The 14372-nt window shown below is 70.1% G+C and carries 10 protein-coding genes; 1 reads left to right on the top strand and 9 read right to left on the bottom strand.

Translation table 11 applies throughout. The annotated features are described in order from the left end of the window. From IEV99_RS05675 to IEV99_RS05635, 9 genes are all read right to left on the bottom strand, one after another. Nucleotides 1–2841 carry a nitrate reductase gene (locus IEV99_RS05675; protein ID WP_188516715.1) on the bottom strand — a complete coding sequence of 947 codons (2841 nt, stop codon included), beginning with the start codon at nucleotides 2839–2841 and terminating at the stop codon, nucleotides 1–3. Beyond that, nucleotides 2841–4451 carry a sulfite reductase subunit alpha gene (locus IEV99_RS05670; protein ID WP_188516714.1) on the bottom strand — a complete coding sequence of 537 codons (1611 nt, stop codon included), beginning with the start codon at nucleotides 4449–4451 and terminating at the stop codon, nucleotides 2841–2843. Before IEV99_RS05670 ends, IEV99_RS05675 begins: the two co-directional genes overlap by 1 nt. After that, complete coding sequence (locus IEV99_RS05665; RefSeq protein WP_188516713.1) at nucleotides 4448–6229, bottom strand: NirA family protein; 1782 nt, start codon at nucleotides 6227–6229, stop codon at nucleotides 4448–4450. Before IEV99_RS05665 ends, IEV99_RS05670 begins: the two co-directional genes overlap by 4 nt. Nucleotides 6230–6236: 7 nt before the next feature. After that, a complete protein-coding gene (locus tag IEV99_RS05660; RefSeq protein WP_188516712.1) occupies nucleotides 6237–7469 on the bottom strand; it encodes an NAD(P)/FAD-dependent oxidoreductase in 1233 nt (410 codons plus the stop codon). A 217-nt stretch (nucleotides 7470–7686) separates the two neighbouring features. Further along, nucleotides 7687–8496, bottom strand: a complete 810-nt coding sequence (locus tag IEV99_RS05655) for an ABC transporter ATP-binding protein (RefSeq protein ID WP_188516711.1) — start codon at nucleotides 8494–8496, stop codon at nucleotides 7687–7689. 12 nt (nucleotides 8497–8508) lie between these two features. Beyond that, complete coding sequence (ntrB, locus tag IEV99_RS05650; protein ID WP_188516710.1) at nucleotides 8509–9420, bottom strand: nitrate ABC transporter permease; 912 nt, start codon at nucleotides 9418–9420, stop codon at nucleotides 8509–8511. Nucleotides 9421–9460: 40 nt separating this feature from the next. Next, on the bottom strand, nucleotides 9461–10786 hold the full coding sequence (locus tag IEV99_RS05645; protein WP_188516709.1) for a CmpA/NrtA family ABC transporter substrate-binding protein: 1326 nt from the start codon (nucleotides 10784–10786) through the stop codon (nucleotides 9461–9463). Nucleotides 10787–11085: 299 nt separating this feature from the next. Continuing rightward, a complete protein-coding gene (locus IEV99_RS05640) occupies nucleotides 11086–12135 on the bottom strand; it encodes a CmpA/NrtA family ABC transporter substrate-binding protein (RefSeq protein ID WP_188516708.1) in 1050 nt (349 codons plus the stop codon). After that, entirely contained in the window at nucleotides 12132–12716 is a 585-nt protein-coding gene (locus IEV99_RS05635) for an ANTAR domain-containing response regulator (RefSeq protein ID WP_188516707.1), read from the bottom strand. The genes IEV99_RS05640 and IEV99_RS05635 overlap by 4 nt, the downstream gene beginning before the upstream one ends. A 222-nt stretch (nucleotides 12717–12938) precedes the next feature. On the opposite strand from IEV99_RS05635, the gene IEV99_RS05630 reads away from it, so the two are divergent. Further along, nucleotides 12939–14348, top strand: coding sequence for an efflux transporter outer membrane subunit (locus IEV99_RS05630; RefSeq protein ID WP_188516706.1), 1410 nt, complete (start codon nucleotides 12939–12941; stop codon nucleotides 14346–14348). Nucleotides 14349–14372 lie beyond the last annotated feature (24 nt).

Genomic DNA, 14372 nt, shown 5'->3' with positions numbered 1-14372 from the left:
TCACTCTCCGGCGAGCGCCATCGGTCGGTCTGCGGCCGCGACGAGGCGCTTCAGTTCCGGGATGCAGGAGCCACAATTCGTGCCCGCCTTCAAGGCCGCTCCGAGCGAGGCTGGGTCGCGGCAGCCGCCCGCGACCGCAGCGCGGACGCGGTTTTCGCTGACGCCGAAGCAGGCGCACACGAGCGGGCCATCGTCGGAGCCGGCGGGCCCGGCCGCGCCCGAAAGCACCGCGAGCCGATCGCGCCGCTCGAGTTTTGGCTTCGCCCAGAGATCGAGGAGGCCGGCCCAGCCGGGTTCCTGGCCGGCCGGGGCCGTGTAGACGACCGCTTCCAGACGCCCGTCGACGATCAGGGCCGCGCGCCCGACGTCGTGCTCGGCGTCGATATAGCGGGCTATTTCGCATCCCGGCAGCGCGGCCTCCAGGGCTGCGAGTATCTCGGCCGCGGCTCCGTTACCCGCAAGGCGCGCGACGTATCCGCCCACGATGGCGCTCCACGCCCAGAACATGCGTCGGGGCAGCGTGATCCGGCGACGCGACAGCACGAAGCCGCTCAGCGTCGACGCGACGGGCGCGACCGCGCAGGCCGTGGCCTTGGCATCCGGCTGACCGGAGAACGGATCCACGACCGCGTGCACCAGCGCGCCCACGCGGGCGTCCGCGGCCGTCTCGTCGTTCCAGTGAATGGGCGCGAACACCGTCCCGGGGGTTTGGGCCATTGAGACGGCGACGCGGAGCGTGGCGGCTCCGTGAACGGAGGAAACACGGCAGAGCCCGCCGTCGCTCAGGCCGAAGCGGTCCGCGTCGTCGGGATGGACCTCCAGCGTCGGCTCGGGCCGATGCCCGCCGAGGCGGGGCGAAAGCCCGGTGCGCATCATCGTGTGCCACTGGTCGCGGACGCGGCCGGTGTTCAAAACAAGCGGATGCTCCGGTGTGACGCGGGGCGGCTGGGCCGCGGCGATCGCGACGAAACGGGCGCGCCGGTCCGGGGTGAAGAACCGGCCGTCGGCGAAGAGGCGGGCCGTCCCCCGGGGTTCCGCAACCGAGGGCGCAGCCCCACCCTCCCCTTGAGGGGGAGGGTCGACGGCCAAAGACCGGCGGGGTGGGGTGACGCCGGGCATCGAGCTGCTTACGGCCGGATCGCGCCCTGCACGACCTTCACCCCACCCCGCCGCTTCGCGGCGACCCTCCCCCTCAAGGGGAGGGTGGGCAGGGCGGCGCACGGGCCATTGCGTCGGCTCGAAGGCTTCGTAGGCGGCGTCGGAAAGCGTCGCCAACCCGCCGATGTCGAAGTCGCGCGCGCCAGCGTTTTCAAAGGCGGACAGCGCCGCATGCTCGCGGAATATGGCCGCTGGGCCGTCAAACGCGAAGGCTTCGCCCCATCCGAGCCGTGCCGCGACGCCCGCCAAGGCCTGCCAATCGGGCCGGACCTCGCCGGGCATCGGCAGGAAGGGCCGCTGGCGGGAGATGCGCCGCTCGGAGTTCGTGACCGTGCCGTCCTTTTCGCCCCATGCGGCGGCGGGCAGCAGCACGTGCGCGGCGGCGGAGGAGTCGGTGGACAGAACGTTTTCGGACACGACCAGCAGGTCGAGCTTCGCCATGGCGGCGCGAGCAGCGTCGGCGCGGGGCAGGCTCACGGTAGGGTTCGTGCCCATCACCCAGAGCGCCTTGATCGCTCCCCGCTCGATGGCGTCGAACAGGTCGACCGCCTTCCGGCCCTCGCGGGTCGCCATCATGGGCGCGCCCCAGAAGCGGCCGACGCGGTCCACCTCGCTGGGCGAAAAGCCCATATGGGCCGCGAGCTGGTTGGCCAGGCCGCCGACCTCGCGCCCGCCCATGGCGTTGGGCTGGCCTGTAAGCGAGAACGGCCCCATGCCGGGCCGACCGATGCGGCCGGTCGCGAGGTGGCAGTTGATGATGGCGTTGACCTTGTCGGTACCGGCGACCGCCTGGTTCACGCCCTGCGAGTAGAGCGTGACGACGCGCTCCGTGGAGGCCCATTCGGAAAAGAAGGCCCGCAGGTCGGCGGCAGCAAGCCCGGTCTTGGCCGCGACTTCGGCGAGGTTGGGGGCGAGCGCCCGCGCGGCCGCCAGCGCCAGCGCGAAGCCGGACGTGTGGTCGGCGATGAAGGGCAGCGCGGCGGCGCGTGCGTCCGCCAGGTGCACGAGCAGCCCGGCGAAGAGCACGGCGTCGGTTCCGTGCCGGATGGCGAGATGAGTGTCCGCTCCCTCCCCGGTCGCGGTTCCGCGCGGGTCGATCACCACCATGCGGGCGCCACGCTCCCGGGACTTCTGCATGCGCTGCCAAAGCACCGGGTGGCACCAGGCCGCGTTGGAGCCGACCAGCACCAGCAGGTCGGCCTCGTCGAGGTCGTCGTAGCAGCCCGGCACGGTGTCGGACCCGAACGCGCGCTTGTGGCCGGCCACCGACGACGCCATGCAAAGGCGCGAGTTGGTGTCGACATTGCCTGAGCCGATGAAGCCCTTCATCAGCTTGTTGGCGACGTAGTAGTCCTCGGTCAGGAGCTGGCCGGAGAGGTAGAACGCGACGCTGTCTGGGCCGTGGCGGCGGATGGCTGTCGCGAAGCCCTCGGCAACGCGATCCAGCGCCGCGTCCCAGCTCGCGCGCCGCAGGGCGCCGCCCGCGTCGCGCATCATCGGGTGGAGCAGGCGCGTCTCGAGGCCGAGCGTCTCTCCCAGCGCCGACCCCTTGGAGCAAAGCCGCCCGAAATTCGCCGGATGCTCGGGATCGCCCGCGATGGCGGCGCCGCCCTGCCCATCCGGCGTGGCGACCACGCCGCAGCCGACGCCGCAATAGGGGCAGGTTGTGCGGGTGGCGGTCATCAGTACACGTCCGCCTGATAGCGACCCTGCGCCTTGAGGGCCGCGATGGCGGCGCGTGCGGCTGCCTCGTCCTGGCCCCTGTGGGCGACCAGGATGTCGGCGAGCGCGGTCTCGACGTCCTTGGCCATGCGGGTGGCGTCGCCGCAGATGTAGAAGTGCGCGCCGCGGTCGAGCCAGTCGGCCAGGTCGGCGCCCTGCTCGCGCATGCGGTCCTGCACGTAGGTCTTGGGCCCGGCGTCACGGGACCAGGCGGTCGAGAGGCGGGTGAGCGCGCCCTTGCGCTGGAACTCCTCCAGCTCCTCCCGGTAGAAAAAATCCGACGCCTCGCGCTGGTGGCCGAAGAACAGCCACGCCTCGCCCTTGGCGCGCGTCACCAACCGATCCTGCAGAAACGCCCGGAACGGCGCGATGCCGGTGCCGGGGCCGACCATGATGATGGGGGTCGTCGGATCCTGCGGCAGGCCGAAGGCGTGGGCCTTCTGGATGTAGATGCGGACGGGGTCGCCCTCGCGCACGCGCGCGCCCAGGAACGTGGAGGCGACGCCAAAGCGCACGCGCTCGTCCACCTGGTAGCGCACCACGTCCACCGTGAGGCTGACGCGGCCGGGGTTGGCGCGGGGCGAGGACGAGATCGAATAGAGCCGCGGGGCGAGCGGATCGAGCGCCTCGATCAGGCGGTAGGGCGAGGGCGCGAGGTGCGGAAAGGCCAGAAGGGCGGCGAGCACGTCGTAGCCGTCGGCGCCCTCACCTTCGGCCATGCGGGAGAGCTTCGCCTTTTCGCCCGCGTCGGCGGCTTCCTGCGCGAGCAGCGCGAACAGCGCGTCGGGCGCGGGCGACAGCGCCTTCACGTGGGTGAGCCAGTCGCCGAGGCTGCGGGTCTGGCCCTGGGCCGTGATGGGCTCGCCGAGCGGGATGCCGAGGTGGCGGCCGATGCTCTTCACCAGCGCGACCGGGTTGTTCGGATAGATCCCGAAGGCGTCGCCGGGCTCATACGCAACGCCGGCGCGACTGAGGTCGAACTCGATGTGGTGGGTCTCCTTGGCGGAGCTTTCCTGGTTTAAGCGGCGGCGGGACAGGAACACGGCCGGGGCTGGCGCATCGCGCGAGTAGCCGCGCGGCTCCTCGGCCGGCGCCTCAGCGCCCGCAAGGACGGCCGGCGCCGTGGCGGCGGGAGCGTCGCCCAGCTCCTCCGCAAGCTTCTTCAGCATGCGGTTCGTTTCCTTGCCGCCGGGCGCGCACAGGTTCAGACGCTTCTCGGCCCCGTCGGCCAGCGCCTTGGCGTAGGTCTCGCAGACATAGCCGCACTGCCCGCAATCCTGCTGCGCCATGGCGGCCATCATGCGCCGGGGCAGCGGCTTGCCCTCGGCCAGCGACATGCGCTCGGCGATGGGGAGCGTCTGGTCGTGCCAGGGCGCGTCGTCGTCCTCGGCGGCGGGCGAGCCCCCCAGCAGGCTTGCGCCCTCCGCGGGCGTAAGCGCCGCGACGCCGGCTCCGTCGAGCGACAGCAAGCCCGCGAAGAAGCCGTTTAGCCAGGAGCGCTGCTCGGGCGAAAACGGCGCGCTGTCGGGCAGCACCGGGGTGGCGAAGGTCGTCGGCATGGTGATGCTCATGCGGCGCCTCCCTGCGCGAAGGCGGCGAGCGCGTCGGGCTCGTGGCGGCGGGTGAAGGACTGGAAGCTCTCGGCCGGGTCGGCGCGATGCTGCGTCCAGGCTTGGAGAAGCCCTTCAACGGCAGCGGGCGCGTCAGTGGCCTTCACGTCGCGCAGCACCTCGCGGCCGATCGCGCCGGTTTCCCCGAAGCCGCCGCCGACCACGAGGTGGTAGCCGTCCACGGTGTCGCCGTCGTCGTTGACGGAGACGCGCGCGCCGATGAGGCCGATGTCGCCGATATAGTGCTGGGCGCAGGAGTGGTGGCAGCCCGTGACGTGGATGTTGACCGGCTGGTCGAGCGCGACGCGCTCCTCGCACCAGCCGGCGATGTCCTCGGCCGTGCCCTTGGTGTCGGCTCCGGCGAAGCGGCAGCCCTTACTGCCCGTGCAGGCGACAAGGCCGGCGCGCACGCTGGTCGCCTTCCAGCCGAGCCCGAGCACCTCGATGCGCCGCTTTGCGGCCTCGAGCCGGGCGTCCGGCACGCCGGAGATCAGCAGGTTCTGCCAGACGGTGAGGCGGATGTCGCCGTCACCCATGTCGCCCGCCAGGGCGGCGAGGCCGCGCATCTGCTCGCACGTCATCTTGCCGACGGGCAGCACCACGCCGAGCCAATTCAGGCCGGGCTGAATTTGCGGGTGGGCGCCGATATGGGCCTGCCGGTCCTGCGCCGGGCGCGGCGCCACGAAGGCGGCGTCGACACGCGGGAGCTGCAGCTGAAGTTCTGATTCAACTGCAGCAAGAAATTTGCTGAAGCCCCAGGAATCCAACACATATTTCAGGCGCGACTTCGCCCGATTGGTGCGGTCGCCCTCGCGAATGAAGACGCGCACGATGGCGTCCGCGACCTTGGTGGCGTCCTCCGGCTTCACCAGCACGCCCGTGTCGCGGGCGAGATCGCGGTGGCCCGTGATGCCGCCCAGGATGAGCCGGAACCAGACGCCGGGCTCGACGCCGGCGCCGTCCAGAACCTGGACCGCCTGAAAGCCGATGTCGTTGGTGTCCTCCAGCGTCGGCACGCGGCCGCCGCCGTCGAAGGAGACGTTGAACTTGCGCGGCAGCCCATAAAGCGCCCGGTCGTTGATGATGTGGAAGTGCCACTCGCGGGCGTAGGGGCGCGTGTCCAGCAGCGCCTGCGGGTCGATCCCGGCGGTGGCGTCGCCGGTGACGTTGCGGATGTTGTCGGCGCCCGAGCCCCGGGCCGTGAGGCCGAGGTCGATCAAGCCTTCCACGACGTCGATGGCGCAGCGGGCCGGGATGTCACGAAACTGCAGGTTGGCGCGCGTGGTGGCGTGCGCGTAGCCGCCGCCGCAGCGCTCGGCGAGGTCGGCGACGCCCTCGAACTGGTGCGCCTTGAGGATGCCGTTGGGGATGCGCAGGCGGCACATGTAGCTGTCCTGCGCGGGCGCGACGTAGAACAGGCCGTAATAGCGCCAGCGGAAGTTGTCGGCGGGCTTGGGGAACTGGTCCGCCCTCGCCTGCTCCTTCAGCCGCGGATAGGCGTCGAAGGGATGCTCCTCGCGCTTCCACTTCTCCTGGTCGACGAGCTTCTTGCCGGCCGCGGTGGTGCGGTCCTGCGCTTCGAGGTGGATCGTGTCCGGGCCATCATGGCCCGCCTCGCCGGCCGGGGGCGCGCCTGCGCCGCCGATCGTGGCCAGGCCCTTGGAGGCGCGCGACGCTTGGACGCCGGACACGAAGCCTTCGAGGTAGCGCTTCTGGTCGGGGGTGAAATCGTCGCCCATGGGAACCTCAGGCGGCTTCGAGGAGGGGGGCGGCTTCGGCGCAGAAGGCGCGGCCGAAGACCAGCGAATGGCGCATGGAGGCGACGCTCTCGCCCGAGCGGATGAGGTCGCGGTACCAGAGGGCGTCCGTGGCGTCGCCGACCAGCACGGCGCCGACCACGGCGGAGCCCTTCAGCACCACGCGGCGGTAAACGCCGGCGGCCGCATCGGTGAACACGAGGTCCTGCGTCCCCTCCCCGCCCGAGAAGTCGCCGGCGGAGAAAACCGGGACGCCCGAGACCTTGAGGTTGGTGGAGAGCACCGAGCCCCCGTAGACCGCCCAGGCGTCACCGGAGAGCCGGCGCGCCAGCGCGGCCGCCATCTCGTAGCCGGGCTCCACGAGGCCGTAGCAGGCGCCGCGATGCTCGGCGCATTCGCCGATGGCGTGGATGGCGGGATCGGACGCGATCAGGCCGTCATTGACCTGGACGCCGCGGCCGACGTCGAGCCCCGCCGCGCGGGCGAGGTCGGCGTTGGGGCGCACGCCCACGGCGCAAACCACAAGGTCGGCCGGCAGCACGCGCCCGTCCGTGAGCTCGACGCCTTCGGCGCGCTCGGTTCCGATCACCCGGGCGGTGTCGGCCTGCAGTACAACCTCGACGCCGTTCCGGCGCATGGCGTCGGCCAGCAGCGCGGCCGCGGGCGCGTCGAGTTGGCGCTCCATTAGGCGGTCCATGAGGTGGATCAGCGTCACCGGCACGCTCGCCTTGGCGAGGCCGTAGGCGGCTTCCAGCCCAAGCAGCCCGCCGCCGATCACCACCGCGCGGCAGCCCCGGCGGGCGGCGGCCCGCATGGCGTCGACGTCTGCAACATCGCGGAAGGTGATCACGCCGGGCAGGTCCATGCCGGGCTTGGGCAGGCGGATGGGTCGCGAGCCCGTCGCCAGCACGAGCTTGCCGTAAGGCAGCACACGGCCATCGCTGAGCGCGACCGTCTTCGCCTCCCGGTTGATCGCCGTCACGGCGCGGCCGAACAGGGTGCTGACGCCCTTGGCGCGCCACCAGGCGGCGGGCTTCAGCTCCAGGTCCGCGTCCGCGATCTCGTCGGCCAGCAGCGACGACAGCAGCACGCGGTTATAGGCCGGACGCGGCTCCTCGCCGACGACGAGGATGCTGTAGCGGCCGAGCGCCCGGGTGGAGATCTCCTCCACGAGGCGCGCCGCCACCATGCCGTTTCCGACAACCACGAGGGGCTCGCTCATGATCGGAACCTTGCGACAACTTCAGCCCCCCTCATCCTGAGGAGCCCTGCGCAGCAGGGCGTCTCGAAGGACGAGGGGATCCAGAAGGCGGAGACAGCGCGGTTCGCTGGAGCCCCTCGTCCTTCGAGACGCTGGCCCAAGGGGGCCAGCTCCTCAGGATGAGGGGTATGGGAGACCGGCCCCGGCGACGTCATGAGGCGAGGCATCGCCATCGCGCTCACGCGGCTTCCACGAAGCGGTGGCGCTCGTAGAGGAAGCGCAGCACGGATTCGCGAGCTTTCAGGTAAGTGGGATGCGCCGCCATCTCGAGCCGCTTGCGCGGGCGGGGCAGCTCCACGGTCAACACCTCGCCGATGCGGGCGGAGGGGCCGTTGGTCATCATCACGATGCGGTCGGAGAGCAGCACGGCTTCGTCCACGTCGTGCGTGATCATGATCACGGTGTTGCCGAGCGACGCGTGGATCTGCATCAGCGAGTCCTGCAGGTGGGCGCGCGTGAGCGCGTCCAGCGCGCCGAAGGGTTCGTCGAGCAGCAGCACCTTGGGCTCCATCGCGAGCGCGCGGGCGATGCCGACGCGCTGCTTCATGCCGCCGGAGATCTCGGAGGGGCGCTTGTCCTTGGCGTGCGCCATCTGGACGAGCTCCAGATTGTGCATGGTCCAGTCGTGCCGCTCGGCGCGGGTCTTCTTGGAGCCGAACACCTTGTCGACGCCGAGCCGGACATTGGCGTAGACGCTCAGCCAGGGCAGCAGCGAGTGGTTCTGGAACACCACGGCGCGGTCCGGGCCGGGGCTGTTGACCTCGCGCTCCTCCAGCAGCACCGCGCCGGTGGAGACCTGCGTGAGGCCCGCCACGAGGTTCAGCAACGTGGACTTGCCGCAGCCGGAGTGGCCGATGATCGACACGAACTCGTTGCGGTCGATCGTCAGGCTGACGTCCTTCAGCACCTCGGAGGTCACGCCCGCGCGGGTGAAGCTTTTGCCGACGTGGTCGAGCTTGAGATAGGGCTTGTCGGAGGCGGTCGTCATGATGGCGGCTCCTCAGCTTGCGGACGCGCCGCGGGTGACGAGGGAGCCGAGCGCGCCGACCAGCCGGTCCAGCGCGAAGCCGACCAGGCCGATATAGGCGAGCGCGACGATGATGTCGGGCAGCCGCGACGAATTCCAGGCGTCCCAGATGAAGAAGCCGATGCCGACGCCGCCGGTGAGCATCTCGGCCGCCACGATGGCGAGCCAGGACAGGCCGACGCCGATGCGAAGACCCGTGAAGATGTACGGCGCGGCCGACGGCAGCATGATGGTCCAGAAGAACTCGAAGGAGTTCAGCCGCAGGACGGCGGCGACGTTGCGGTAGTCCTGCGGGATGTTGCGGATGCCAACCGCCGTGTTGATGATGATCGGCCAGATCGCCGTGATGAAGATCACGAAGATCGCTGACGGTTGGCTGTCGCGGAACGCCGCCAGGGCGATCGGCAGCCAGGCGAGCGGCGGCACGGTGCGGAGCACCTGGAAGATGGGGTCGAGGCCCCGCATCGCCCATTCGGACTGGCCGATCAGCGAGCCCATCAGAATGCCGGCGACCGCCGCCAGCCCGAACCCGATCGCGACGCGCTGGAGCGAGACCAGCACGCGCCAGCCAAGGCCGATGTCCTGGCTGCCGAGATCAAAGAACGGCGATACGATGAGATCGCGCGCTTCCTTCCAGATCACGGACGGGGCCGGGAGCGTGGCGCCCGGCCTGTCGCACAGGATCTGCCAGACCAGCAGCATGACGGCGAGCGTCACCAGCGGCGGCACGACGTTGAAGCCGACCCAGCGCAACACCGGGCGGAACCGGTTGGAGACCGACCGGCGCGGAGCCGCGAAGGCGACCACGGCCGCGGCCGCGGCCGGCTTGGCGCTGGCGGCTGCGGCTTGCGCCGAAGCTTCGGATTTGAGCAGTGCGAGACCCATGGTCATGCCTCCGGGGAGCGGTTCTCGGATCAGGGGAGCGTCACGCCACGCGCTTGATGCCGAGGCTGGCGAGGTAAGCGGTCGGGTTTTCGGGGTCGAAGACCTTGCCGTCGAAGAAAGTCTCTTTCCCGCGCGACGACGTGGCCGGGATGTCGGCGGCAGCCACACCCAGCGTCTGGGCGGCGTCGCGCCACAGGTCCTCGCGGTTCACCTTGGCGACCATGGCCTTGATGTCGGTGGTGGGCTCGAACTTGCCCCAGCGCACGTTCTCGGCGAGGAACCAGGCGTCGTGCGACTTGAACGGATAGGAGGCGTGGCCGGCCCAGAACTTCATGTAGAGGTCGGTGGCCTTGGCGCTGCGGCCGTTGCCGTAATTCACGTCGCCCTTGAGGCGGCCGAGCACGTCGGCGGGCGGCACGTTGAACCATTGCCGGCGGCCGAGGATCTGCGAGAGCTCGTCCTTGTTGGCCATGGCCTCGCACCACTGCTGGGCCTCCATCACGGCCATCAGCAGCGCGCGGGTTGCGCGGGGGTTCTTCTCGACCCAATCGGCGCGCAGGCCGAGCGCCTTCTCGGGGTGGCCCTTCCAGAGTTCGCCGGTGGTCGCCGCCGTGAAGCCGATGCCCTGGTTGACGAGCTGCTCGTTCCACGGCTCGCCCACGCAGAAGGCGTCCATGTTGCCGACCTTCATGTTGGCGACCATCTGGGGCGGCGGCACCACGATGGTGGAGACGTCCTTGTCGGGGTCGACGCCGCCGGCCGCGAGCCAGTAGCGGATCCAGAGATCGTGCGTGCCGCCCGGGAAGGTCATCGCGACCTTCACGTCTTTGCCGTCGGCTTTCTTCTTCTCGAAGGCGGCCTTGAGCGGCGAGGCGTCGAGGCCGACCTTGAGGTCCTTGTACTCGTTGGAGACGGACAGGCCCTGGCAGTCGAGGTTGAGGCGGGCCAGGATCACCATCGGCACCGGGACGTTGTTCTGCGTCACCTTGCCGGCGGACATCAGGTATGGTAGCGGCGTGAGGATATGCGCGCCGTCGATGCCGTTGGCCGCGCCGCCGAGCACGAGGTTGTCGCGCGTCGCGCCCCAGGACGCCTGCTTGGCGACGTCCACGTCCGGCATGCCGTGCTTGGCGAAGAGGCCCTTCTCCTTGGCGACGATCAGCGGCGCGGCGTCCGTAAGCGCGATATAGCCGAGCTTGGCGCCGGTGACTTCCGGGCCGGCCCCCTGCGCGAACGCTCCGCCCGGGAAGCTCAGCCCCACGGCGCCGAGCAGCGCCGACGCGCCGAGAGCGCTTCCGCCCCGCAGCAGCAACGAGCGGCGGCTGACGCCGGTGGTGTTCGGTTCGGGGGTCTTGCGCTCGGTCATGCTCGGCTCCGCTGAAACGAAAAGCGCCGCTGACGAGCCCTCCCGATAAGCCGGGAAGGCTGGTCAGCGGCGCTGCTGGGCGGCCCGCGAGGGCCTCTGATCAAACCGACGGCGTTGGCGGCTTTGGGTTTATGGATACAAACGGCGTGCCAAGTGACGTCGGCGACGTGATTGTCTCGTGATCACAGGCGTTTGTCTGCGTACCTTATGGTTCCTGCAGAGATTCAAAGATGCCGGACCGATGCCTTGATGAGCACCCGTCCGCTGAATCTTTGTGCACCGCAACAAACAGGTTTGGCTCAGGGCGCCGTCACGCTCGCGAACAAATCCGGCCGGTAGGTGGCCATCGCGGCGTCCCGCAGTTCGGGTGCGTCGGGCATCTGGCCGGCTTCCACCATGCGGTCCACCAGCCAGGCCGCGTGGGCTAAATTCGGCGCGAGCGTCTCGGGGCCAAGCCGGATGTAGTCCGGCGCCGGGCGGCCCTCGGCGCCGGGCGCCGTCACGATGGAGCCGCGCAGGATCGCGAGCAGCAACTCCTCCGATGCGCCGAACAGCCCGGTGTCGGCCAGCATGGCGGCGACCGGGCGCCTGGCTTCCGGCTGGGTCAGCCACTGGGCGCTGCGCCGGATGGCGCGGATGAGCATTGCGGTCGACTCGGGGTTGCGCGCCTCCTGCTCGGCCCGCAGCGCCAGAACCTTCTCGGGCGCGTTCGGGACGATGTCGCAGCCCAGATGCAGGATCACCGCATGGCCTGACGCCACCGCGATGCTGTTCCAGGGCGCGCCGACGCAGAACCCTTCGAGCTGCCCATTTTTCAGGCTCTCGGCCATGAATGCCGGCGGAAGCACCACAAGGTTGACGTCCTGATCCGGGTCGACGCCGCCTGAGCGCAGCCAGGCGCGCAACTGGTAGTGGTGCGTGGAGAATGGAAACACGTGGCCGAGCGTGATCTGCGGCAGGCCGTTGCGATGGCGGCCCCGCGCGATCCGCCCCAGCGCGGCGGCCGTGGCGGCGGGGTCGGCGGCGTCGCCGTCCAGCACGTCCTCCATCTCGGCCCGGAGCGAGGTCGAGATCGTGATGGCGTTGCCGTTGAGGTTGAGCGCCACCGGGGCGACCAGCGCCGATCTCACCTGCCCCAGCCCAAGGCTGGCCGCGATGGCGGCGGGGGCCAGCAAATGGGCGGCGTCGAAGATGCCGAGGTTGAGCTTGTCGCGGATGTTGGCCCAGGACACCTCCGGTACGAGCTCGAGAGCGAGTCCCTCCTCGGCCGCGAAGCCGAACTTGTCGGCGACCAGCAGCAGCGTGGCGTCTACGAGCGGGATGTAGCCAATGCGCAGGCGCGTGGTCATTGCAGGAGCTCCGCCGCGGTGACCACCGACTGGGCGATCTCGGCGAGCTTCTTCTTGTCGTTCATGGCCGTCTTGCGCAGCAGCGCGTAGGCCTCCTCCTCGGTCACCCCCTTGGCCTTCATCAGGATGCCCTTGGCGCGGTCGATCACCTTGCGGTCGGCGAGCTGCGACTTCGCTTGCTCGAGCTCGCCCCTGAGGCGCGAGAAGGCGTTGAAACGGCTGATGCACATGTCGAGGATCGGCTTCACCCGGTCCTTGCGTAGCCCGTCCACCACATAGGCGGAGACGCCGGCGTCAATGGCGGCGTTGATCATGGCGGTGTCGGATTGGTCCACGAACATCGCCACCGGGCGGGGCACGGCTCGGCTCACCTGGAACATCTGCTCCAGAACGTCGCGGCTGGGGCTCTCCAGATCAATCACGATCACGTCAGGCTCGGTCGCAACGATGCGCTCCACCATGCGCTCCGTGCCTTCGAGATGGATCACGTCCGTGTAGCCGCCTTCCCGTAAACCTTCGGCGAGAATCGCCCGGCGCACCGGGCTCTGGTCGATGATCACGATGCGCGGCGACTTCGGCATGGACGAGGGGCGTTCCGGCTTGGACCTCCAAACAAGGAGGCAAGCATCGCGCCAGCCGGGAGCCGGTCGGATCCAAGCGAGCGCAAACAGGAGGGGAAAGCACCGTCTTTTCGCCGCGATCCCATAGTCTTGGACAGTAGCCTCTGTACAAGTGCGCAGGGGCGAAGGCTTTCCCTGCGCGGCCGCTCGGTCGCGGCTCCCCCGAATTCGCAAGGACCCGGCTTGACGGCGCCACGTTCCCGCTTCGCCACCCTTCGGCTCGCCCTCGCGGCGGCGCTGGCGGCGCTTGCGCTTGCGGGATGCCTCCCGATCGAGAAGCCCGACGCGGCGCTGGATGTTCCGTCGCAATACCGGGCCGCCAAGGGCGCGCCGGGCGGGGCTCCGTCACGGGTCGCATGGTGGCGGTCGTTCGGCTCCGCCGAGCTGACGCGGATCATGGAGGCGGTTGAGACCGATAATTTCGATATCGGTGCAGCCGTGTATCGCATCCAGCAGGCGGACGCGCAGGCCCGCATCGCCGGCGCCGCCCTGCTCCCCACGCTGGACGCGTCCAGTGACGCCAGCCGCGGCCGGCAGAGCGGTCTGGACCGGCGGTCGCTCAACGTGGCGCTCAGCGCCAGCTACGAGATCGACTTCTGGGGCAAGAACCGCGCGACCCAGATCGCGGCCGAACGCCTGGCGGCCGCCAGCCGCTTCGATCGCGACACGGTGGCGCTGTCGACGCTGGCGAGCACGGCGACGACCTATTTCGATATCCTCGGCGCGCAGGATCGGCTGAAGATCGCGCGCGAGAGCCTCGCGAGCGCGACCCGCGTGCTGGATCTCATCAAGCAGCGCGTCACGGTGGGCACCGGAACGTCGCTCGACCAGGCGCAGCAGGAAACCGTGGTGGCGCAGCTGCGGGCCGCCATTCCGCCGCTGGAGCAGCAGATCGAGCAGAACAAGGCCACGCTGGCGGTGCTGCTCGGCCGCGCGCCCGAGCGCATCGCGATCCGGGGCGGCGGTACGGCCGGCGTGAAGCTGCCGCGCATCAATCCCGGGCTGCCTTCCGAGCTCCTGGCCCGGCGCCCGGACGTGGGCTCGGCCGAGGAGCAGCTCGCCGCGGCCAGCGCCGACGTCACGGTCGCGAGGGCCCAGTTCTTTCCGTCGATCCGGCTCACCGCACAGGGCGGCTACGAAAGCGCGGCGCTGAGCAGCCTTTTCGGTCCTGGCGCCGGCTTTTACACCTTGGCGGCGGGGCTGGCGCAGCCGATCTTCCAGGGTGGGCGGCTGGAGGGGCAACTGGACCAGGCCCGGGGACGCGAGAGCGAGTTGCTCGAGATTTACCGCAAGGCCGTGATCTCGGCCTTTGCGGACGTGGAGCGGGCGCTGGTGGCGGTGCGGCAACTCGCCGGGCAGGAAGAATTACAGGCGCAGGCCGTCGAAAGTTCGCGCCGCGCATACCAGATATCGGAGCAGCGCCTGCGTGAGGGCACGGTCGACATCGTGACGGTGCTCAACACGCAGTCGAGCCTGTTCGGCAGCCAGGATTCGCTGGCGCAGGTGCGGCTTGCGCGGCTTCAGGCCATTGTGGCGCTGTACCAGGCGCTCGGCGGCGGCTGGGACCTCGCCCCGCGGGGCGGCCGGCTCTGACCGACGGAAGCGAAAGGGCAAGGC

The sequence above is a fragment of the Alsobacter metallidurans genome, from assembly GCF_014636935.1.
GTDB lineage: Bacteria > Pseudomonadota > Alphaproteobacteria > Rhizobiales > Beijerinckiaceae > Alsobacter > Alsobacter metallidurans.
This window is presented reverse-complemented; position numbering and strand designations above follow the sequence as displayed.